The 19651-nt window shown below is 58.1% G+C and carries 23 protein-coding genes and 1 tRNA gene; 13 read left to right on the plus strand and 11 right to left on the minus strand.

Features of this window, described 5'->3' with window-relative positions; translation table 11 throughout:
- Positions 1-257 precede the first annotated feature (257 nt).
- Positions 258-740, minus strand: a complete 483-nt coding sequence (locus tag QZ862_RS17535; protein WP_296013917.1) for an Hsp20 family protein — start codon at positions 738-740, stop codon at positions 258-260.
- Between the two features lie 519 nt (positions 741-1259).
- On the opposite strand from QZ862_RS17535, the gene QZ862_RS17540 reads away from it, so the two are divergent.
- Positions 1260-2201 (plus strand): alpha/beta hydrolase, encoded by a 942-nt coding sequence (locus QZ862_RS17540; protein WP_296101176.1) that lies wholly within the window; start codon positions 1260-1262, stop codon positions 2199-2201.
- A gap of 18 nt (positions 2202-2219) precedes the next feature.
- Here QZ862_RS17540 and hisN read toward each other — a convergent pair whose 3' ends face one another.
- Together hisN and QZ862_RS17550 are read right to left on the minus strand one after the other, a co-directional pair.
- Positions 2220-2996, minus strand: coding sequence for a histidinol-phosphatase (hisN, locus tag QZ862_RS17545; protein WP_296101177.1), 777 nt, complete (start codon positions 2994-2996; stop codon positions 2220-2222).
- A gap of 349 nt (positions 2997-3345) precedes the next feature.
- A complete protein-coding gene (locus QZ862_RS17550) occupies positions 3346-4230 on the minus strand; it encodes an N-formylglutamate amidohydrolase (RefSeq protein ID WP_296040327.1) in 885 nt (294 codons plus the stop codon).
- A 180-nt stretch (positions 4231-4410) separates the two neighbouring features.
- Between QZ862_RS17550 and cpdR the strand changes: the two genes are divergently transcribed.
- The 11 genes from cpdR to QZ862_RS17605 all read left to right on the plus strand — a co-directional run bounded on the left by cpdR (position 4411) and on the right by QZ862_RS17605 (position 14260).
- Positions 4411-4773, plus strand: a complete 363-nt coding sequence (cpdR, locus tag QZ862_RS17555; protein WP_027675545.1) for a cell cycle two-component system response regulator CpdR — start codon at positions 4411-4413, stop codon at positions 4771-4773.
- 81 nt (positions 4774-4854) lie between these two features.
- Positions 4855-4929 (plus strand) — tRNA-Val (locus tag QZ862_RS17560).
- Positions 4930-5156: 227 nt separating this feature from the next.
- A complete protein-coding gene (locus tag QZ862_RS17565) occupies positions 5157-5417 on the plus strand; it encodes a hypothetical protein (protein WP_274103088.1) in 261 nt (86 codons plus the stop codon).
- 59 nt (positions 5418-5476) lie between these two features.
- Positions 5477-6403, plus strand: coding sequence for a metalloregulator ArsR/SmtB family transcription factor (locus QZ862_RS17570; protein WP_296101178.1), 927 nt, complete (start codon positions 5477-5479; stop codon positions 6401-6403).
- A 172-nt stretch (positions 6404-6575) separates the two neighbouring features.
- Complete coding sequence (locus tag QZ862_RS17575; protein ID WP_296101179.1) at positions 6576-8087, plus strand: alpha-N-arabinofuranosidase; 1512 nt, start codon at positions 6576-6578, stop codon at positions 8085-8087.
- 44 nt (positions 8088-8131) lie between these two features.
- Complete coding sequence (ugpC, locus tag QZ862_RS17580) at positions 8132-9232, plus strand: sn-glycerol-3-phosphate ABC transporter ATP-binding protein UgpC (protein ID WP_296101180.1); 1101 nt, start codon at positions 8132-8134, stop codon at positions 9230-9232.
- The gene (locus QZ862_RS17585; RefSeq protein WP_296101181.1) at positions 9225-10148 is read left to right on the plus strand and encodes a sugar ABC transporter permease; all 924 of its coding nucleotides are present in this window, start codon (positions 9225-9227) and stop codon (positions 10146-10148) included. The genes ugpC and QZ862_RS17585 overlap by 8 nt, the downstream gene beginning before the upstream one ends.
- Positions 10148-10996, plus strand: a complete 849-nt coding sequence (locus QZ862_RS17590) for a carbohydrate ABC transporter permease (RefSeq protein ID WP_296076324.1) — start codon at positions 10148-10150, stop codon at positions 10994-10996. Before QZ862_RS17585 ends, QZ862_RS17590 begins: the two co-directional genes overlap by 1 nt.
- A gap of 95 nt (positions 10997-11091) precedes the next feature.
- Positions 11092-12411, plus strand: a complete 1320-nt coding sequence (locus QZ862_RS17595) for an extracellular solute-binding protein (protein ID WP_296013933.1) — start codon at positions 11092-11094, stop codon at positions 12409-12411.
- Between the two features lie 194 nt (positions 12412-12605).
- Complete coding sequence (locus QZ862_RS17600; RefSeq protein ID WP_296013935.1) at positions 12606-13859, plus strand: acetylglutamate kinase; 1254 nt, start codon at positions 12606-12608, stop codon at positions 13857-13859.
- 14 nt (positions 13860-13873) lie between these two features.
- Complete coding sequence (locus QZ862_RS17605; RefSeq protein ID WP_296013938.1) at positions 13874-14260, plus strand: ACT domain-containing protein; 387 nt, start codon at positions 13874-13876, stop codon at positions 14258-14260.
- Between the two features lie 42 nt (positions 14261-14302).
- Here QZ862_RS17605 and QZ862_RS17610 read toward each other — a convergent pair whose 3' ends face one another.
- Positions 14303-14443: a DUF2256 domain-containing protein gene (locus QZ862_RS17610; RefSeq protein ID WP_296101183.1), complete on the minus strand. Its 141-nt coding sequence runs from the start codon at positions 14441-14443 to the stop codon at positions 14303-14305.
- Positions 14444-14638: 195 nt separating this feature from the next.
- Between QZ862_RS17610 and QZ862_RS17615 the strand changes: the two genes are divergently transcribed.
- On the plus strand, positions 14639-15211 hold the full coding sequence (locus tag QZ862_RS17615) for a DedA family protein (protein WP_296101184.1): 573 nt from the start codon (positions 14639-14641) through the stop codon (positions 15209-15211).
- Positions 15212-15244: 33 nt separating this feature from the next.
- On the opposite strand, the gene QZ862_RS17620 is transcribed toward QZ862_RS17615, so the two are convergent.
- The 7 genes from QZ862_RS17620 to QZ862_RS17650 all read right to left on the minus strand — a co-directional run bounded on the left by QZ862_RS17620 (position 15245) and on the right by QZ862_RS17650 (position 19538).
- Entirely contained in the window at positions 15245-15856 is a 612-nt protein-coding gene (locus QZ862_RS17620) for a hypothetical protein (protein WP_296101185.1), read from the minus strand.
- 14 nt (positions 15857-15870) lie between these two features.
- Entirely contained in the window at positions 15871-16101 is a 231-nt protein-coding gene (locus QZ862_RS17625) for a hypothetical protein (RefSeq protein ID WP_296040267.1), read from the minus strand.
- Positions 16064-16498, minus strand: coding sequence for a hypothetical protein (locus QZ862_RS17630; protein WP_296101186.1), 435 nt, complete (start codon positions 16496-16498; stop codon positions 16064-16066). The genes QZ862_RS17625 and QZ862_RS17630 overlap by 38 nt, the downstream gene beginning before the upstream one ends.
- Positions 16495-17082 carry a lysozyme gene (locus QZ862_RS17635; protein ID WP_296101187.1) on the minus strand — a complete coding sequence of 196 codons (588 nt, stop codon included), beginning with the start codon at positions 17080-17082 and terminating at the stop codon, positions 16495-16497. The genes QZ862_RS17630 and QZ862_RS17635 overlap by 4 nt, the downstream gene beginning before the upstream one ends.
- On the minus strand, positions 17045-17290 hold the full coding sequence (locus QZ862_RS17640; RefSeq protein WP_296101188.1) for a hypothetical protein: 246 nt from the start codon (positions 17288-17290) through the stop codon (positions 17045-17047). The genes QZ862_RS17635 and QZ862_RS17640 overlap by 38 nt, the downstream gene beginning before the upstream one ends.
- 152 nt (positions 17291-17442) lie before the next feature.
- A complete protein-coding gene (locus QZ862_RS17645; RefSeq protein WP_296101189.1) occupies positions 17443-19107 on the minus strand; it encodes a hypothetical protein in 1665 nt (554 codons plus the stop codon).
- A 14-nt stretch (positions 19108-19121) separates the two neighbouring features.
- Positions 19122-19538: a hypothetical protein gene (locus QZ862_RS17650; RefSeq protein ID WP_296101190.1), complete on the minus strand. Its 417-nt coding sequence runs from the start codon at positions 19536-19538 to the stop codon at positions 19122-19124.
- Positions 19539-19651 lie beyond the last annotated feature (113 nt).

The following is a 19651-nucleotide window of genomic DNA, read 5'->3' on the forward strand; positions in this document are numbered from 1 at the left end:
CCCGAAGGGCCGGTCATCTTTCCGCGAGGCTCAAAGGCGATCGGCTCGACCGTACCTTTGGGTATGCCCTTCGCCAATCGCCTTTGCCCTGACGAAAACCTGCTCCGGCAGAACGTTTCTATTTAACAAGGAAACGCTCTAAGGCGGCTGAGCGCGGCACGAGGCTCACGCCAGAGTGAGCTTCGCCCATCCGTAGACGCAAAAAAAGACGGCCCCCTTGCGGGAGCCGTCTTCTCATACTGCGCTAACCTCGAGGTTTAGTTCACCTGGGTTGGCGTTACCTGTGCCTCGATCTGCTTCGGTGCGTCCGAGACGTCGGTCGCAATCGCGATGCGGCGCGGCTTCATGGCTTCGGGAATGTTGCGAAGAAGGTCGATGTGGAGAAGACCGTTTTTCAGCGAAGCATTCTGCACTTCCACATGGTCGGCAAGCTGGAAGCGGCGCTCGAAAGCGCGCGTGGCAATGCCGCGATAGAGGAAGTCGCCCTCGGATGCCTTGGTGTCTTCGGCCTTCTCGGCCTTGACGGTCAGCACATTGGCGCGGGATTCGATGCTGATTTCGTTTTCATCGAAACCGGCAACCGCCATGGTGATGCGGTAGGCATTCTCGCCGGTGCGCTCGATATTGTAGGGCGGATAGGCCTGTGCCTGCTCGGGCTGGCCGATGCTGTCGAGCATCGAGAACAGGCGGTCGAAACCGACAGTGGAGCGGTACAGGGGGGAAAAATCAACGTGACGCATGGTGTCCTCCTTAGAAGCGACTGTTTGCGGTGGCGGCTCTCCATCCCATTCTGGCGATGAGAGAGACCTGGATACGGCCCCGTTCTGGCGACCGTGAGCAATAGGTGGGAATGCTATTTTGTCAGTTCAAGAGGAAAAATTTTCGAGATCGCATCACCTGAATGACGGCTGAATACGAGGTTCCGGATGCGTTCATTTTCGCACCGCTAGAAACGTCTCATCGAAGGCAACTTCGAGGGCGGAAGAGCATCGTCCCTTCTCCTTCCGTCCGACTGGCCGGAACCGCGACTGCTAAGACCGACGGTTCCGGCAATTTTTCTGATGGCGCATATTTCCTTTGACGCATGCGGGCGCTCAACCTATCCCCTTCAGATATCTCTACGGCATCGGCCCGGAAATCGGATTCGATTTTCACAAAACACGATGCGTAGATTTAAAGAGGATAGAGCGTCCTTTGTGCGTGTAAAAAAGCCGCAGGACGCTCTCGTGCGACCACGATTTGCCCCAGGCAGGATATCGATGACCGAAGCCATTCTCCATGAGACCAAAGGCAATACCGTGCCCGGCAACCACCATATCGGAATTTTCGAAGGTCAAGGCGGGAAGAAACTGCGTTATGCGATTTTTCGCTCGGAACAGACGGTCGCGCGCGGAACCATCGTGCTGCTGCACGGCCGCAATGAAACGATCGAGAAATACTTCGAGACAATCCGCGATCTGACGGCGAAGGGCTTCTGGGTCGCGACCTTCGATACGCGCGGCCAGGGTGGTTCGGAGCGGTTATTGAAAAAGGCGGATGCCGGTTACGTGCGGCGCTTTTCCGATTATCAGAAGGACGTGTCGCTGTTTCTGGAACAGGTCGTGCTGCCGGACACGCGGCTGCCGTTCTTCCTCATGGCGCATTCCACGGGCGGCTTGATCGCCTTGTCCATGGCCCCGCAACTCTCCAATCGCATCGAGCGCATGGCGCTCTGCTCGCCCTTTATCGCCCTGAGCGGCCAGTCCGTTTCGCCACGATGGGTCAAGACGATTGCAACAGCGCTGACCCTGACGGGCTTCGGCGGCAAGCAATTGGGCAAAGACCAGCGAGAGCGGGATTTCGACGGCAACCCGCTGACATCCGATGCCGAGCGCTTCGCCCGCAACATCGCCATGATCGGTAGCCACCCGGAGCTTTTCATCGGCAGGCCGACCGCTCGCTGGGTCTATGAGGTGATGAAGATCATGCCGAAAGTGACGCGGCAGGATCACCTTACCCACATCACCATTCCAACTTTGTTGTTGGCGCCGGTTCTCGATACCATCACGCCCTATGCGGCGCAGGAGGAATTGTCGCGCAATTTCCGGGCAGCGCAACTCATCCCGGTGATCGGCGCGCGCCACGAACTCTTCCAGGAACGCGACATCTATCGTGCTCAGGCGCTTGCGGCGATCGACGCCTTTTTCGCGCCGGAGGAATAAACCGGACTGGACAGAAGATCAGAGCCCGGAAAGCAGCGCGAGCGCCTCTTCATGCACGGCCTTGCTGCCTGCAGCGATGATCCGCCCTGCCTCTTCTGGCCGTGCGCCATCCCAGGTGGTGATGATGCCGCCTGCCTGTTCGATGATCGGGATGAGCGCACCGACATCATAGGGCTTCAGGCCGGATTCGATGACGAGATCCACATGGCCGGCAGCCAGCAAAGCATAGGCATAGCAATCCACGCCATAGCGGAACAGGCGAACCTTATCCTGCACCTTGCCGTAACGCTCGGCCTCCGTTGGCGTGAAGATATGGGGCGAGGTGGTAAAGAGAATGGCATCCGAAAGCGACCGGCAGGCCCGCGTCCTGATCTCTTTTTCGCCCTCAGGCCCCTTGTACCATGCCTTCTCCCCATCGGCGTAATAGCGCTCGCCGGTAAAGGGCTGGTCCATTAGGCCCATTCTGGCGCGACCGCCGGATTGGAAACCGATCAGCGTTCCCCAGACCGGCACGCCTGAAATGAAGGCGCGGGTGCCGTCGATCGGATCGATCACCCAGACATGCTCGCGGTCGAGCCCGATGCTGCCATGCTCCTCGCCAAGGATGCCGTGATCGGGAAAACGCTCGGTGATCAGTGCGCGGATTGCCGCTTCGGCTGCTTGGTCGCCCTCCGTTACGGGATCGTAACCGCCGGCCTGCTTGTTATCGACAGCGATACCGGTGCGAAACCGGGGCAGCGTCTCAGCCTTGGCGGCATCGGCGAGGCGGAAGAAGAAGTCGCGATCTGGCAGCATGAAAATCCCCGGCATCTGTAATTGGCTGGAGGATCACATAGCGCGGTTCTGCGCGACTCGTCCACTCTCCTTACGTGAGGCACCTATTGCCTGCAGAATAGGCATGCCCATGAAATGCCAGTCCACCATACATGCAAACACTTAAATGCTGCCTATAATTTATACAGGTAATTATAATGATTGACAATTGTGCATTTTTTTCTAGGATGGGCATCACAGTCTTTGACTGTAAATACCCTCCTTGGGTGTTTCCTCCCTAGACTTAACCGCGCGAAGGCGCGGTTTTTTTTTGCGCTCAGCCCAGAGCGGCGCGAGACGTCCAGGCGTCCTGTTCGGGATGAAAGAAGCTTTATTCGGCCGCAAAGGCCATATCGATCACATATTCCGAGACGAAACCCGCCATCTGACGCATGAAGATTCCCAGGGCCGATTGCATGGCCGGGAAATCCGCCGCCTTCAGAAAGGTCTTTTCGTCCACATAGAGTGCGCGATTCACCTCGATCTGCAACGCATGCAGCGAGCGGATCGGCCGGCCGTAATGCTCGGTGATGAAACCGCCGGCATAGGGCTTGTTGCACACGGCGTTGAAGCCAAGCTCTTCAAGGAAATGCAGGGCCGCGCGGGAAATCTCCGCAGAGGCGCTAGTGCCGTAACGATCGCCGATGATGATGTCGGGGCGGATGTTCGATCCGGCAAGGCGGATATTGCCAGGCATGGAATGGCAGTCGATCAGCACCGCCATGCCATGCGTGGCATGGGTGCGCGAGACGAGGCGGCGCAGGCACGCATGGTAGGGCTTGTAGATGCCCTCGACACGCGACAGCCCCTCCTCCACCGATAGGCGGTGCGCGTAGATATCCATGTTCTCCGCCACGATGCGCGGCACGGTGCCAAGACCGCCTGCAACGCGCATGGAGCCGATATTGGCGTAAGATGGCAGTGCGCCGTCGAACATGCGAGGATCGAGCTCATAGGGCTCGCGGTTGACATCCAGATAGGCGCGGGGGAAATTGGCCTTCAGCAGCGGCGCGCCGATATCAGGAGCGCACGCAAAAAGCTCATCGACGAAACAATCTTCCGAACGGCGAATTTCGTAGGAATCGAGCCGCGAGGATTCAAGAAAGGAAACGGGGTAACAGCGGCCACTATGGGGTGAATTATAGACGAAGGGAATGCTGTGCACCGCTGGCTCGCACACCTCGAACAGCTCATATTCGCCCGTCACCCAGTCCATGCCGTCCCGTTTACCATGTCATAATTCTGCCAGACGCATCATGTTGCCAGTTGCGCCAGTGCAAGTCCATACTGGCAGGCAGTCACCCTCTCGTGATTCTACCATTCACATGATATTTACTCCGACAATGGTACAATCGCGATAGGGTATCCCAATAATTCTGTAGTTACGGTCACTTATATGGTTCAGAAAATTCTTCTCGCCGAAGACGACAATGACATGCGCCGCTTCCTGGTTAAGGCGCTTGAAAAGGCCGGATACAAGGTCTCGTCCTTCGATAATGGTGCAAGCGCCTATGATCGGCTTCGCGAAGAGCCTTTCTCACTGCTTTTGACCGATATCGTCATGCCGGAAATGGACGGCATCGAGCTTGCGCGCCGCGCCACCGAACTCGATCCCGACCTCAAGGTCATGTTCATCACCGGTTTCGCAGCGGTTGCTTTGAATGCTGATTCGAAGGCGCCGAAGGATGCCAAGGTGCTTTCCAAGCCATTCCACCTTCGCGACCTCGTCGACGAGGTCAACAAACTCCTTGTGGCGTAAGGGTTTCAAAAAAACCTGTCACAAAATCGAAAAAGGCAGTTGACGCTTCATTCGGTTATGTGATTTATGCGCCGCAACGGAGGGCGTGTAGCTCAGCGGGAGAGCACTACGTTGACATCGTAGGGGTCACAGGTTCAATCCCTGTCACGCCCACCATCCGAATTCAAAGAAATCAAGGCCTTGCAAAATATTGCAGGGCCTTTTTCTTTATTGTCCCGCCCTTCCCCAGACAGCAATATACCGCACACAGGACCACGTCGCTGGCGTTCGAAGCAACAAGCCAGAATGCACCGTGGCGACGAGCCAGTGCGGCATGAGTTCCCTTCGCTCCGAGGATGAGTCCGGGCGCGATAGAAACAGGACTATGTAATAAAGGTAGACGAATGAGCAATCGCACCTCATCTGGGCTGAGGCGCTTCGTCAGCGCCGCCTCAGGTCCGTGGAAAGCAGCAATCTGCTTTTTTGGCGTCGTTGCAGCTCTGATGGGAATGAATGCCGTAGCGATCCTGTGCGGATGGTACACGCTCTCCAATCGCCTCGTAGCCTATACCGCTCTCGCTGCCGTCGGATTTTTCGTATCCGTGCTCCTGCAAGCCTATTTCAGCCTCACCGCCTCTAGACGGGATCGGGCAGACAGGAAGTAGCGACTTTTCAATTATCAGAAAGCGCGATACAAATCGGAAAATCCGAATGTAAAAGCGCCATGACGAAAAAATTCCTCATCATCGATCCCGAGACCGACCATGCCGTGTTGAAGGGCATTGCCTCGCCGACGCGAGCGACCATGCTGAAAATGCTGCATGACCGCGGCCCGATGAATGTCAACGACATGGCGGCGGCTCTGGAACTGCCGCAATCGACTGTTTCCACCCATATCCAGATTCTGGAAGATGCCGGCCTGTTGCAGAGCGAGACGCAGAAGGCGCGCAAGGGCAGCCAGAAAATCTGTCGCGCCACGGTGGAAGAGGTTGTTGTCGTCTTCAAGAGTGAGGTGCGTGAGCCGCGCAAGGACATGATCGAGGTGTCCATGCCGGTAGGCCTCTATACCGGCTTCGAGGTGACGGCACCCTGCGGGCTCTGTTCACCAGATGGTATCATCGGCCTTCTCGATGTTCCGAATGCACTTCTGGATCCGGACCGGATGAAGGCGGGGCTGATCTGGTTTACCCGTGGCCATGTGGAATATCAGTTCCCCAACAATGCCAAACTCTCCAACACCGCAATTCGCGAGCTTGAAGTGGCGGTGGAGCTGAGCTCGGAAGTGCCAGGAACCAGCGCCGACTGGCCGTCTGACATAACGCTGACCATCAACGGCAAGAAGGTCGGCGTGTGGACCTCGCCCGGAGATTTCGGCGATAAGCGTGGCGTCTATACGCCAGACTGGTGGAAGCTCAAGGGCTCGCAATATGGCAAGCTGAAGAACTGGCGCGTCGGACCGGACGGCACCTTCGTCGATGGCGTGCAGATTTCCGATGTGACGCTGGCCGATCTCGATCTCGCCAGCCATCACTCCATCCGCGTGCGCATCGGCATCGAAGACGACGCCAAGCATCCGGGCGGCATCAATATCTTCGGCAAGGGCTTCGGCAATTACGATCAGGACATCGTTCTGCGCCTGAAAATCGAATAATATCAAGAATTCCGATATTTAAAATAAGAAAGCGACATCAAGTTGTTAGAAATTACGGGTAGCTTCTTCAAGCGGCATCAGCGCTCTTCCGGTTGACCCTTACCGGATTTTCCGATTTATTATCAGCAATGGCGATACATATCGCTTTTTATGATATGAATGGGAGGAATGCATGAAGGTGTCGGTTGTGGCGCATCCGCAATTTGTCGTGGCGGATATTGATCCAAGACTCTACGGGTCTTTCATCGAGCATCTCGGTCGGGCGGTCTATACCGGCATCTACGAGCCAGCCCACGAAGCGGCCGATCAGAACGGCATGCGTCAGGATGTCATCGATCTCGTCAAGGAACTGGATGTTCCGATCGTGCGCTATCCCGGCGGCAACTTCGTTTCCGCCTACAATTGGGAAGATGGTGTTGGCCCGAAGGAAGAACGTCCCGTACGCCTCGATCTTGCCTGGCATACTTCTGAGAGCAACGAAGTCGGCCTGCATGAATTTGCCGACTGGTGCGTATCCGCCAACACCGAAATGATGCTGGCCGTCAATCTTGGCTCACGTGGTCTGGATGAAGCGCGCAATATGCTGGAATATGCCAATCACCCCGGCGGCAGCGAGTGGAGCGACAAGCGCATTGCCAATGGGCGCAAGGAGCCCTTCGACGTCAAGCTCTGGTGCCTCGGCAACGAGATGGACGGCCCCTGGCAGATCGGCCACAAGACAGCCGATGAGTATGGCCGCCTGGCCCATGAGACCGCCAAGGCCATGCGCGCCTTCGACAGCTCGCTCGAACTTGTCGTCTGTGGCTCGTCCAATGCCAAGATGCCGACCTATCCGGAGTGGGAAGCGACCGTTCTCGATCACACTTATAATGAGGTCGATTACATCTCGCTTCACATGTATTTCGAAAACCACGCCAATGATGTGGGCAACTATCTGGCGATGAACCAGAAGCTCGATGACTATATCATGTCGGTCGCAGGCGTCATCGATTACATCAAGGCCAAGAAGCGCTCGTCGCGCCAGGTCTACATCTCTTTCGACGAGTGGAACGTCTGGTATCACTCGAAGGAACAGGACAAGAAAACGCTTGCCGGCGCCGATGGCTGGCCATTTGCCCCACCGCTCCTTGAGGATATTTACAATTTCGAGGATGTGCTGCAGGTCGGCCTGATCCTCAACACCTTTATCCGCCGCTCGCATGTGGTGCGCATTGCCTGCCTGGCGCAGCTCGTGAACGTCATTGCGCCGATCATGACCGCGCCGAACGGACCGGCCTGGCGCCAGACGATCTTCTATCCCTTCCTTTTTGCCTCGCGCTATGGCCGCGGCAAGGCGCTGGACCTGAAGGTCAACAGCCCCACCTATAAGAGCGATGTGGCGGGCGAGGTATCCTGCCTCGACGTATCCGCCGTGCATGACGAGGAAGGCCGCTTCGTCAGCTTCTTCATTGTCAACCGCTCCGACAAGGAGATCGAGGCCGACTTCGACGTCGCAGCCTTCGGCAGCGAAAGCAGCATCGCCGATCACCAGGTCATGACCCATGCCGACCTGAAGGCCGTCAACACTGAAGCGAATATGAACAACGTCGCGCCGAAAAAGGCCGATACTGCAACGCTTGCCAACGGGCGGCTTTCGGCGCGTTGCGCTCCCTACTCCTACCAGATGCTCCGCATCAAGGTCTGACCGGCTGAGCCGGGAATGCCAGACGGGTCATGGGAGGAGAGACAATGACGGCAAGTATCGATATCAACAATGTGAGCAAGCACTTCGGCGGGCTGACCGTTTTCGAAGGGCTGTCGCTTTCCATTCCGGCGCATGAATTCGTCGTCTTCCTCGGCCCTTCCGGCTGCGGCAAGTCCACGCTTTTACGCATGATTGCCGGGCTGGAAAGTGTCGATGACGGCGAAATCCGCATCAATGGCGAACGCATCGACGACCAGCCACCGGGCAAACGCGGCATCGCCATGGTCTTCCAGTCCTATGCGCTCTATCCGCATATGACGGTGCGCGACAACATGGCCTTCGGGCTGAAGAACATCGCCGTCGACAGCTCCGTCATCGATGCCCGTATTGCCGAAGCCGCACGCATGCTGGAGATCGGCCATCTGCTGGAGCGCAAACCCGGGCAATTGTCCGGCGGCCAGAGGCAGCGTGTCGCCATCGGTCGGGCCGTCGTGAAAGAGCCAAAGGCCTTTCTCTTCGACGAGCCGCTGTCCAACCTCGATGCGGCACTGCGCACCCGCACCCGCATCGAGCTTGCCCAACTGCACCAGCGGCTAAAATCGACGATGATCTTCGTCACCCATGACCAGATCGAAGCCATGACGCTGGCAGACCGAATCGTCGTCATGAACAACCGGCAGATCGAGCAGATCGGTACTCCGATGGAGATCTACAATCGTCCCGCCAGCCGCTTCGTCGCCGGCTTCGTCGGTGCCCCGGCAATGAATTTCCTGCCCGTCACCATCGGCACGGATGCTGGCTTGGTGAGCGTCGAAACCGCCTCCGGCATCAAGATCGCAACCGCCATTCCCGCCGCAGGCATCGAGCCCGGCGCATTCGAACTCGGCCTGCGCTCGGAAGACGTGCGCATCACCACACCCGGCAGCGGCTCTGCCGAAGGCCTTGTGGATGTGGTGGAGCGGCTGGGAGAGCGCACGCTGGTCTATGTGCGCCTTGCCGACGGCCAGCAGCTTGTCGGCTCCGACAGCGGCGATAGCCGTGTTACGGTCGGCGACCGGGTGGCCCTCTCCTTCGATAGCACCAAGGCGCATCTCTTCGATGCATCGGGTCGCGCCTGGCATGCGCGGGAGGTGGGTCATGGCTGAAGCACTGACTGCACCAAATACAGCCCCAATCAAGCGAAGAAAGAGCGTCGACATCTACGCGCCGCAATGGCGAAACTTCCTCTTCGTCGCGCCCTATCTCGTCTTCTTCGTCACGCTGCTTGTCGTTCCGCTCTTCTGGGGAATCTGGCTGTCCTTCCACAAGGCGGATACATTCTCCTCCGGCCGCTTCATCGGCCTCGGAAATTATGTCCGCCTGTTCAATGACAAGATCTTCCTGCAGTCGATCTGGAACACCTTCTATTTCGTTCTCTTGACCGTCCCGTCGCTGGCCTTGCTCGGCCTGTTTCTGGCGCTCTGCCTTAACAAGCGCACCCGCAGCGCCGCCGTTCTCAGAGGCCTGTTCTTTTCGTCGTCGGTTCTCTCCGTCACCATCGTCACGCTGATCTGGCGGATCGTCTACATTCCCGATATCGGCCTTCTGTCGATGATTTTCGGCCTGTTCGGTGCTCGTGCCCCTGCCTTCCTGTCGGACCCGAGCCTTGCTATGATCGGCATCGCTATCGCCACCGTCTGGTGGTGCATCGGCCTGCCGATGATGCTGTTTCTCTCGGCCCTTCAACAGATCCCGCAGGATATCTACGAGGCCGCAGCCCTCGATAATGCCAACCGCTGGCAGACGCTGCGGTCCATCACCCTGCCCTCGATCAAGCGCACCTTCGTGCTCGTCGTCATCATCCAGATCGTCTTTCAGTTCCAGCTCTTCGGCCAGGCGCTGTTGATGACGCGCGGTGGCCCGAACAACCTCACCAAGCCGATCGTCTTCTATATCTACGAAACCGCCTTCCGCCGCTGGGATCTTGGCCTCGGTGCCGCCGCATCCGAAGTGCTTTTCGTGCTGATCCTGATCGCGGCCATGGTGCAATTTCTGGTTTCCCGCAGAAAGGCAGATGTGTGATGGCTTCGCAAAACTCCAACATCATCGGCAGATCCTTCGGCGACCGCGTTCTCTACGGCCTCGTCATCCTTCTGGCCATCGTCATGGCAGCGCCTGTCATTTACGTCATCGCGCTGTCCTTGAAAGACAACAATGCGCTGATGGTCGATCCGCATTCGGTCTTCCATCTGCCCTACACGATCAAGAACTATATCGACACGATCGGCACCTCCAGCGTGTTCCTCTGGGTGTTCAACAGCATCGTGGTGGCGGGCGGCATGACGATCATGACGCTGATCCTGTCATCACTTGCGGGTTATGGCTTTGCCCGGCTGAACTTCCCCGGTCGCGACGTGCTGTTCGTCCTCGTGCTATTGGGTCTCGCCGTGCCGGAACAGGCGGTGCTGATTGCCCGCCACCAGATTTTCAGCTGGCTTGGCCTGCACAATTCCTATCCCGGGCTGATCCTGCCGGGTCTTTCTTCCGCCTTCGGCGTGTTCCTGATGACGCAATACTTCCGCGCCATTCCGAAAGAACTGGACGAGGCGGCGATCCTGGATAATGCCAGCCGCTTCCGCGTCTTCTGGAAGGTGCTTTTGCCGCTCACAGTGCCGGCTCAGGCGACGCTCGGCATCTTCACCTTTCTCGGTGCCTGGAACGATTACTTCTGGCCGCTGATTTCGGCAACGAAGAAGGAAATGTTCACGCTGACCGTCGGCATCGCCTCGACGCAGATGAATTTTGCCCAGTCGCAAGGCATCGGCTTTCTGATGGCGCAGGCCGTGTTTGCCGGCGCCCCCATCCTGATCATCTATCTGTTTTTCCAGAAATATATCGTCACTGCCGTATCTGGGGCGGCGGTGCGGTGATGCATGACGCTCAGGCAGAGAGGCAAAGCCTGAACGAATGAGGATAAAACGCCGCTCGTTTGACGACGGCAAAACCTGAGGAGGAGGAGACTATCATGACTTTGAGGACATTGTTTCTCGCCACCATATCCGCAGCCGCGGTGCTGGTCGCATCACCAAGCTTTGCCGAGACCGAATTGCAGGTGCAGCGCTTCTTCGGCGCTTGCGATGCAGACTTTGGCAAGAACACCGATGTCAGCAAGGCGGTGGGCGAATGCGGCATCATCACCTCGATGATCAACAAATTCGCTGCCGACAATCCCGATATCAAGATCAATGTCACCACGGTGGAATGGCCGGGCTACGACCAGTTGACCGCTCAGTTCGCCTCGGGCGACGCACCGGATATCGTCACCATCCATGAATCGGTCCTGTCCGACTATCAGTCCAAGGATCTGCTGGTCCCGCTTGACGACATGCTGAAGACGGTCGGCGTGACGCCGGACAAATTTACCGACGCCGCCAAGGAAGGTGTCACCAAGAACGGCAAGATCTACGGCCTGCCGATCGACAACTGGACCATGCTCTATCATATCAACATGGACCTGTTCAAAACCGCTGGCCTCGTCAATGCCGATGGCACGCCGATCCTGCCAAAGTCGCCGGAAGAGCTGTTGGCCCAGGCCGAGCAGTTCAAGCAGAAGACCGGCAAGCCCTATTTCGTCCAGAACCTTGCCAATGAGACGGCGCTCTATGCCCGCAATCTCTACACCTACCTGTTCCAGCAGAATTCCGATTTCTTCGCTGATCCGAAGAAGGTGAAGTTCAACACGCCAGAAGCACGCAAGATCGTGGAGATGTACAAGACCATCTTCGAAAAGGACGACACGACGAAGGACCTTGATTACGGCGGCTCCATCAACGCGTTTCTCGGCGGTGAAGGCGGCGTGCACCTGAACGGCACCTGGATGGTCGGCGACTACAATGCCCAATCTGAAAAGCCGGGCACTGCGCTGAACAAGGGCGGCTATGCGGTCTATCCCTATCCGCAGCTCTTCCCCGGCGCCAAGGCGCAATATGCCGATGGCCACAGCTGGGCCGTCTCCAAGAAGGACCGCACCCCGGAGCAGGAAGCGGCAATCGCCAAATTCCTGAAATTCTTCGCCGATAATGATTTTGAATGGTCGCGCACCGGTCACCTGCCGGCCTACAAGGCGGTTATCGAATCCGCCGAGTTCAAGGCGCTGCCGCATCGCGATACGATTGCGCCGATTGCCACGCTTGGCAAGCCATTGCCGTCCGCCGTTCAGCGCCAGTTCGCCATCCAGGATATTGTCGGTGAGGAAATGAGTGCAGCAATCAGCGGCCAGAAGGATGTTGAATCCGCGCTGGCCGATATGGAAAGCCGCGTCAACGAGCTTCTCGCCAACCTTTGATCAGTAGACCGCAGCCCCCCTTTGCTGCGGTCTCTCGCGCCTCGCCTACCCTCCCGGGGGCGAGGCGCGAGATTTTGATGAGCGCATCGCTCTCTTTTTCGCCTTGATGGTCGATATGATTTGGAAATGGACAGTCTTGGTCCTATGGGTGAAACCCACTCCATCGCCCGAAACAATCAACGACTATGCCCAGAATGCAAAGCGACACCCGCCAGACAATCGTGCGTCTCCTCTCCACCATGGCAAGCGCCAAGGAGATCGACCAGTATCTGAAACGCTTTTCCCAGCTCGATGCCAAGCGCTTCGCGGTGGTCAACATCGATGGCGCGATCCTGCGCGATGCGCGCGAAGCGGAGGCAACAGCCTCGTCGCTGTCGTTTCTGCAACAGGTCGGCCTGACGCCTATTGTGCTGTTGGGGGCAGCCTCTGGCAATCGATTTGAGTTTTCGGCAGAAGCTTTGAATCTCAAGCTTGTCGAACTGCTTGAGCAGCAAGGCGCGCGCGCCACTTCGATTGCGGCAGGCATCTTCATGGCGCAAACGTCGACAGGCAATACTGCCAATCCTGTTGCAACCATCAGCGCTGTCGAGCTTGCACCGATCGAAGCCAGCCTCGATGCTGGATCGATCCCCGTCATCAGCAGCGTTGGAGAGACACCATCCGGCCAGGTCATCGAGATCGGCAGCGATGACGCGACCAGCGAGATGGTACGGTCGTTGCAACCGTTCAAGGTCATTTTTCTGACAAGCCAAGGCGGCTTGCGCCATGACACTGGCCGCCGGATCGATTCGATCAACCTGTCTACCGAATACGACCAGTTCGTCGGCAAGACCTATTGCGACGGCGGCTTCACCTTCAAGATCGAGCAGATGAGAGAGTTGCTGGACGTCTTGCCGATGGAGTCTTCGATCTCGATCACCAACCCGGCCAATCTGGCGCAGGAGCTTTTCACCCATAAGGGCTCCGGCACGCTGATCCGCCGCGGCGAGCGCGTGCTGCGCGCCACCTCCTGGGAGGAGCTGGACCTGACCCGGTTGCGAGCACTGATCGAATCCAGCTTCGGGCGGCCCGTGGTGGCGGATTATTTCCAGCGCACCCGCCTGCTGCGGGCCTATATCAGCGAGCATTACCGCGCCGCCATCATCATGACTGAAGAAGATGGCGTGCCCTATCTCGACAAGTTCGCTGTCCTGGACGAGGCGCAGGGCGAGGGCTTGGGCCGTGCGGTCTGGAAGGTCATGCGCGAAGAGACACCGCAATTGTTCTGGCGCTCGCGCCACAACAACCAGGTCAACATATTCTACTACGCCCAGTCCGACGGCTGTTTCAAACAGGAGCGCTGGAAAGTGTTCTGGTGCGGCCTGACGGATTTCTCACAGATCGAAAAATGCGTGGCCCATTGCGCGGTACGTCCCACGACCTTGATCGACGCTGAAACCAGACAGTAGAGGGACGAGGCGCCATGCCACATTCGATAAACCTGCGCATTGTTCCCGGTCTCTACGGCGTCGCACGACTTGCAACTGGCGCATCCGTCCCGGACTGGTTCAATGGGCCCGGCTTCTCCGCCCTGGTGAGAAGCGATGATGAACTCACTCTGATCTGCCTGCAAGACCGCGTGCCGGGGGACATCGAAGCCGAGCCGAACTGGCGCTGCCTGCGCAGCCTCGGCCCCATTCCGTTTAATGCCACCGGCATCCTTCAGGCACTGATCCAGCCGATCTCCGAAAATGGCATAGGCGTATTCGTTCTCTGCACCTTTGACGGCGAGCATATTCTCGTGCCGGACAGGGATTGGGACCGCGCAGAACGTCTTCTTGAAGAGGCAGGGCACGTCTTCGTTTCGTAGTGACGCTCTCATCACTTCGTCAGGACGGGCGGGAGCGAACCCTTATTTCGCTTCGCGGCATCGCTGGGAGCAGAATTTTACGGTGTCCCAGTCCTTCGCCCATTTCTTGCGCCAGACGAAAGGCCTGCCGCAGACCGGGCAGATCTTCGAAGGCAGGTCCGATTTTTTCCGATGTTTCGCCATCCGCTCCTCCAGTCCCACGCCTTACGGCATCACTCGCCGGCTGGATCACGAAACGATAAGGCAGCAGATCCCTTTACGCGCCGACACACCGAAAATACCGAGGACGAACAAGGGACAGGCGCGAAACCAGGATGCGGTGGCAACCATTTATGCCCCACGACAGTCTTACCATCGACCATTCATCCGGAAGACATCATGGCCTTTGAACACTTCATAACCGATTACGGCGTTGCCGCCGTTCTCATTGGCTCCGGCGTCGAGGGAGAGACCGTCGCATTTCTCGGCGGGGTCTTGGCCCACAAGGGTCTGTTTCCCTATTGGCAGGCCGCCATGGCAGCCGCCATTGGCTCATTCCTGGCAGACCAGATCCTGTTTTTTCTCGGACGCTATGCCAGCGATTTTAGAGCGGTGAAGCGGCTGACGGCAAAGCCCGCAATGAGGCGCGTCACCTCCTGGCTGGAACAGCACCCCAACGCTTTCATCTTTTTCTTTCGCTTCGTCTATGGCATTCGCACCATCAGCCCGGTCGCAATCGGCCTATCCTCCATTGCGGCCGCCCGCTTCTTCTTCATCAACATGATTTCCGCCGCCACTTGGGGCACCGTCATCACCGCCGTCGGCTATGGTTTGGGACAGGCTGTCGAAACGCTGCTCGGCAGACTTGCGCTCGGCCATCATATGGCGCTCGTCTTGATCCCCTGCATCCTCATCATCGCGGCAATTGCCTTCGGTGTGCATCATTTCGCCAGATCTTCGGAAAAGACATGATCGGCGCCACATGCCGTACGTGACTTTGAGGAATTACTGAGGCTGAGCTCGCCTCTTCTGTTCGTCGATCTGCCGCTGCTGATCGCTGAAGCGTTGATCGTAATCGGCAAAAGCGCGATCAAGCTCGGGACGCGGGACCTGCGCATCGCGCAAATCCTTGATTTCTGTTTCCAGTCGAATGCGGTCCTCGGAGCCGCGCTGTTGTCGCCACTCCATTTCCTGGCGCGTCACCATCCGCTCGGTCATGGCCACGATGCTCTGCTGCGTGGTTTCGGCCAATCTGGCGACAGCCGTCTGCGCCAATTCGGAATTTTTCAGGATCGCGGCATCGAGACGGCTCTGGTCCTTGCTGAGTGTGCCATAGACGAAGGCGCTGAGTGCCGCCAGGATCGTGAACGACACGCCAACCGCCGACCAGACGACGGGCCATTGGGTACGGCTGCGCTCCGCAAGGCTGGCAGATAGGCCGGAGATCGACGTGCGCATCTCATTGGCAATTACCCCCATGGCGTTTTCCACCTGCTTAAAACCAGAGCGCATTTCCGTTTCAAGATCGCTCTGCCTGCGCCCCAGGTTGGTGACGCGCTCGCCAAGCTGTGCGGTGGCGGCATCGCTATAGGCGCGGTGGGTTTCATGGCCGTTCATGTCTTCAAGTCCTGTCATTGCCTGATACCACGCTCCACGCCCTGCGGCGTGGTCGGGTCGAAACGTGTTTTCACGCCATCGTAAAAGGAGGCGCATCGCCCGGTGCGTCGGTCAGCGAGATCGGCCGCAACTTCCCATCGCAATTGCGTATTGCGCGGCTTCTCGATCCCGTATTTCGGCACGACCCTGTCCATCGTCTGACGGCACTCATCGGGCAGATCCGGAAGGCGGATTCCAGCGGCCATCCTGCCCCGCGCGTCCGCGGCTGCAATCAGCCGCGCCTCTTTGCCGGCACAGCCAGAAACGATCAGCATCGCTCCAGCGGTAATCGCCATCATCCATCGTCTGGTTGTCATTGCGGATCGCCTCTTCGAGTTCAGTCTGGCGTTTTCGTTGGGTAAGAGCATCGGCCACCGCACGCTTGCGATAGTCTTCGAGCGCCTGGGCGCTCGCATTGCGCTGGCGCTCCAGTTCCGCGGCCTTTGCCTCGGCGGCGGTCTTTTCCGAGAGAAGCACATAACCTTTCAGCAGTGTCGCATCATGCGACGCCAGCCACAGCCGGAAGCCGCCGAAGGCCAGCAGGGCCACGATGATAAGCGCTGCAAATCGCGCCGGAAGCGAAGTCGGAAAAAAAATACTCATAGGCCGCTCACGCAGAGTTCCGCCTCGCCAATGCGCTGCGCGTCGCCCATTTCCCGACGGTTGACGAGGCCGCGCACGATCTGGCCACCGGCACGATTGAAGGCCGTCTGCGCCTCACAGGCCGCCCGCCACTGCCCTGCCTCAACGCGCGCCTTCGCCGTCGACCGGCACCAGGCACCGACACCAAAATTATAGGCGCCGGAGATCATCGACGCACGAACGCTCAAAGGTGCTTTCGCCAGGTTCGGAGAGCATGTCATGATCGCCTGATAATAGTCATCATGGACGCGGCGCAGAAGCATGTCGCGACACTGCGCCTTCGTCTTCGTCATGCCGGGACCGACACCTTTCGTCTCGCCATAACAGATGTCCCAGATTTTCGCGTAAGGGTCCCAATGGGACTTCAGCACCAGCCCCTCCCAGGGGATGATGGCCTTCTCCACTGCCAGAATGACGGCAGGATCCATTTTCGCCGTCGTGGCATAACGATCATAGGCCGTATAGCCACCGGCAGCGATACTGGCGAGCACCGCCGCAAGCGCAGCCTTACCCCGCCGTGTCGGCGTGATCCTGTTGATCGGCATCGACAATACCTTTCTGAGCAAGAATACGGGAAATAAAGGCCGCGCAGGTCGCGACCCCTGAAAGCGCGGCAAAAACGCCGCGCGGAATATCGAGATTTTCATCGATGATCGGCAGAAACACTTCGAGGCCGGACAGAAGCCCGGCAAGCACGAGCAATCGAATGGACCAGGCGCGTTTCAGCACCTGCCGCCAATTGGCAATCAGCATGGTTTTTTCCTTTGAAGAGCGCCTGGCCGTTGTCACGCCACGGCGTGAAGCGGTCTTGCCTTCGCCGCTGTCGAATGCCTGAGGGTCTAAGAGAAGCTCAAGGATTGAAATGCGCCGTCGGGACGCGATGACCATGTCGGTCAATGACCAGATTACGCAGACAGCTTTGCTTTTTCACTATCAGCTAGCTTCGTGGCCAGTTGCCTGACCAGCACCGGCATGGGGTGCAACCCGTCGCCGTAGTTCACCGGAATTTGATAGAGCCGCGCACCGATGGGAAAGACGGTCGCGATCGCCGACTGCAATTTCAGCGTGTCACCTGAAATCTCAGCGATGACACTGCCCGATCCCAACAGTGTCGTCCCATCCGGCGAGTAGACGCGAAGCTGCTGCTCTGGTTGATAAAGCGAGCCATCCGCCACCTGAAAGGTCTGATAGGTCGCGGTGCCATCCGTTCCAGCCTGTTCCGTGAGGCTGGACCACGGAAGTTCATCATACATCGGAGGCTTGGCAAGCCCCGCAGAACCTTGCCACGCCGCCAGTGTATCGATGGCGGCATCGGCGACATTATCCTTCAGCGCCAGAAGGTCATTGCGAAGCCGCCACTTGCCGGATGCATCCGTGCCGTCTGCCGGCCACACATTGTTTGCGCTATAGGACACGGCGTTGGCGTCGGTGTATTCCTGGCTATTGGCAGCCCGCCCCAGTGGCACGAGATGAACGAGCCGGACACCGGGATAGCGCGTGCGAAGGCGTGACGCCAAGCCCGTAACGCGGCTCCACCAGGTCGCGTAGGACGTTGTCGTATCGTTCTGACCCATTTGATTGAGGATCGCCGTAAAGGGCAGCTTCCCGTTATTGAAAGCCTTCACCTGATCGAGAATCTCCCAGCGGCGGGTAGCGATGGAAGAGCCGCTGCCTGTCAATTCGCGTAAGCTCGCCGAACCTGGCATGCCAATTACCAGATGCGGAACCCGGCCGACGGTGTCCTTTCTATCAAGCCATTTTCGCAGATAACCGAGATTACCCCGTGCATCGGCATTTGGACCATACTCCTGACGGGCCTCGCCGATGCTATCTGCCACAACCAGAGCGACAGGACGTCCATCCCAGTCTCCCTTGGCGACCATGAAATCCGGGCCATAATGCTGATATTGCGCCTGCTGGCCATAACCGGCTTCGCCCGTTGAGCTGATGAGTGCGGAGGTGCTCGCCGCGTCAGGCGTGGCCTGGAACGCCTGTACCGCGCCGAGGCTTGCGCCGCCCCAGACACGCTCGCCGCGATGATGCTGGACACGATAGACCGGCCAGACTTTGTCACCTGCGCTCGCGACATGGTAGACAGTCCAAAGCTCAACATCACCCTCCGCATCGACATCGCCAGGGATCGTGATCTCGTCCGTCCAGATGCCGTTCGTCTGATCCGCAATCGTTACACCGGCACTGCCCCCGTTGAAGGTGACAGGATAGAACTGCCCTCTGTAACGCAGGACAAATTCGTCGATTATGACAGAATTTCCCGGAGTACCGAGCGTGCCGGTGACGATCGTTTCCTGCGGAGAATTCCCGCCCTCCGTGGATGCGAAGCCCGAGAAATGGAACCTGAAGGCGCGGGTCTTGAACTGAGGACAGCCGACCTTGATTTTCGTGCAGATGTATGTGTTGTTGGCAAGAGCCGTGTAGATCGCGCCGGACGGCATACGCGCACGTGTCGCAAACACCATGTAACGATCAGGATCCACCGGTGGCGCAACACCACTCGTCTGGACCACACCCATTCCGAGAGCCAAACCCAGACCCGTCATTTCACCGCTCATCGCTTAAACCCCCATCAGGAAACCGCATAAAATGAACCAGCCGCGGTTCCGAGGGATATCTTCGTTATTGCGAGCGGCAGGATCGTGGGACCGACAGCAAAGGTGAATTGGATATCCGCACCGCCAAAAGTCAGCGTCGCCGTGCCGGCCGTCGTAATACTCGCGAGAATGCCTCTACCGGGCGCTCTTGCCATATTGTTGGTGTATGCCGCAGCGCTGCTATAGCCGCTATTAGCCTTGTCGAGCGCATCCTTGTCTTCGGTTGAGAGGGCTGTTGGAACAGACTGCGCGGAGGTCGCTCGCCCTGGAGGCAGCGCTTGCGCTGGGTTGCCAGAACTGTCGAGAGAAACAGAAACGACAACAGGAGCACCGGCATCGTCGCCGCGCGCATCCTGATAGACGACAGTGTCGAATTTCTTGATAAGGCTCATGTTTGTGACCTTTTGTGTTGTGGCTGAATTGGACGGGAACCAGTTCTGAGGGGGCAATTAACTGCAAGCGCGCTCTGCGACAAAAAGTTAAGTTGCTATAGCCAGCAAGAGGA

The sequence above is a fragment of the uncultured Agrobacterium sp. genome, from assembly GCA_913777615.1.
Taxonomy (GTDB): Bacteria; Pseudomonadota; Alphaproteobacteria; order Rhizobiales; family Rhizobiaceae; genus Agrobacterium.

What these genes read in the sequence shown, in the direction of transcription:
- QZ862_RS17535 (WP_296013917.1), bottom strand. Translation starts at nt 740, where the DNA reads ATGCGTCACGTTGATTTTTCCCCCCTGTACCGCTCCACTGTCGGTTTC.
- QZ862_RS17540 (WP_296101176.1), top strand. Translation starts at nt 1,260, where the DNA reads ATGACCGAAGCCATTCTCCATGAGACCAAAGGCAATACCGTGCCCGGC.
- hisN (WP_296101177.1), bottom strand. Translation starts at nt 2,996, where the DNA reads ATGCTGCCAGATCGCGACTTCTTCTTCCGCCTCGCCGATGCCGCCAAG.
- QZ862_RS17550 (WP_296040327.1), bottom strand. Translation starts at nt 4,230, where the DNA reads ATGGACTGGGTGACGGGCGAATATGAGCTGTTCGAGGTGTGCGAGCCA.
- cpdR (WP_027675545.1), top strand. Translation starts at nt 4,411, where the DNA reads ATGGTTCAGAAAATTCTTCTCGCCGAAGACGACAATGACATGCGCCGC.
- QZ862_RS17565 (WP_274103088.1), top strand. Translation starts at nt 5,157, where the DNA reads ATGAGCAATCGCACCTCATCTGGGCTGAGGCGCTTCGTCAGCGCCGCC.
- QZ862_RS17570 (WP_296101178.1), top strand. Translation starts at nt 5,477, where the DNA reads ATGACGAAAAAATTCCTCATCATCGATCCCGAGACCGACCATGCCGTG.
- QZ862_RS17575 (WP_296101179.1), top strand. Translation starts at nt 6,576, where the DNA reads ATGAAGGTGTCGGTTGTGGCGCATCCGCAATTTGTCGTGGCGGATATT.
- ugpC (WP_296101180.1), top strand. Translation starts at nt 8,132, where the DNA reads ATGACGGCAAGTATCGATATCAACAATGTGAGCAAGCACTTCGGCGGG.
- QZ862_RS17585 (WP_296101181.1), top strand. Translation starts at nt 9,225, where the DNA reads ATGGCTGAAGCACTGACTGCACCAAATACAGCCCCAATCAAGCGAAGA.
- QZ862_RS17590 (WP_296076324.1), top strand. Translation starts at nt 10,148, where the DNA reads ATGGCTTCGCAAAACTCCAACATCATCGGCAGATCCTTCGGCGACCGC.
- QZ862_RS17595 (WP_296013933.1), top strand. Translation starts at nt 11,092, where the DNA reads ATGACTTTGAGGACATTGTTTCTCGCCACCATATCCGCAGCCGCGGTG.
- QZ862_RS17600 (WP_296013935.1), top strand. Translation starts at nt 12,606, where the DNA reads ATGCAAAGCGACACCCGCCAGACAATCGTGCGTCTCCTCTCCACCATG.
- QZ862_RS17605 (WP_296013938.1), top strand. Translation starts at nt 13,874, where the DNA reads ATGCCACATTCGATAAACCTGCGCATTGTTCCCGGTCTCTACGGCGTC.
- QZ862_RS17610 (WP_296101183.1), bottom strand. Translation starts at nt 14,443, where the DNA reads ATGGCGAAACATCGGAAAAAATCGGACCTGCCTTCGAAGATCTGCCCG.
- QZ862_RS17615 (WP_296101184.1), top strand. Translation starts at nt 14,639, where the DNA reads ATGGCCTTTGAACACTTCATAACCGATTACGGCGTTGCCGCCGTTCTC.
- QZ862_RS17620 (WP_296101185.1), bottom strand. Translation starts at nt 15,856, where the DNA reads ATGAACGGCCATGAAACCCACCGCGCCTATAGCGATGCCGCCACCGCA.
- QZ862_RS17625 (WP_296040267.1), bottom strand. Translation starts at nt 16,101, where the DNA reads ATGGCCGCTGGAATCCGCCTTCCGGATCTGCCCGATGAGTGCCGTCAG.
- QZ862_RS17630 (WP_296101186.1), bottom strand. Translation starts at nt 16,498, where the DNA reads ATGAGTATTTTTTTTCCGACTTCGCTTCCGGCGCGATTTGCAGCGCTT.
- QZ862_RS17635 (WP_296101187.1), bottom strand. Translation starts at nt 17,082, where the DNA reads ATGCCGATCAACAGGATCACGCCGACACGGCGGGGTAAGGCTGCGCTT.
- QZ862_RS17640 (WP_296101188.1), bottom strand. Translation starts at nt 17,290, where the DNA reads ATGCTGATTGCCAATTGGCGGCAGGTGCTGAAACGCGCCTGGTCCATT.
- QZ862_RS17645 (WP_296101189.1), bottom strand. Translation starts at nt 19,107, where the DNA reads ATGAGCGGTGAAATGACGGGTCTGGGTTTGGCTCTCGGAATGGGTGTG.
- QZ862_RS17650 (WP_296101190.1), bottom strand. Translation starts at nt 19,538, where the DNA reads ATGAGCCTTATCAAGAAATTCGACACTGTCGTCTATCAGGATGCGCGC.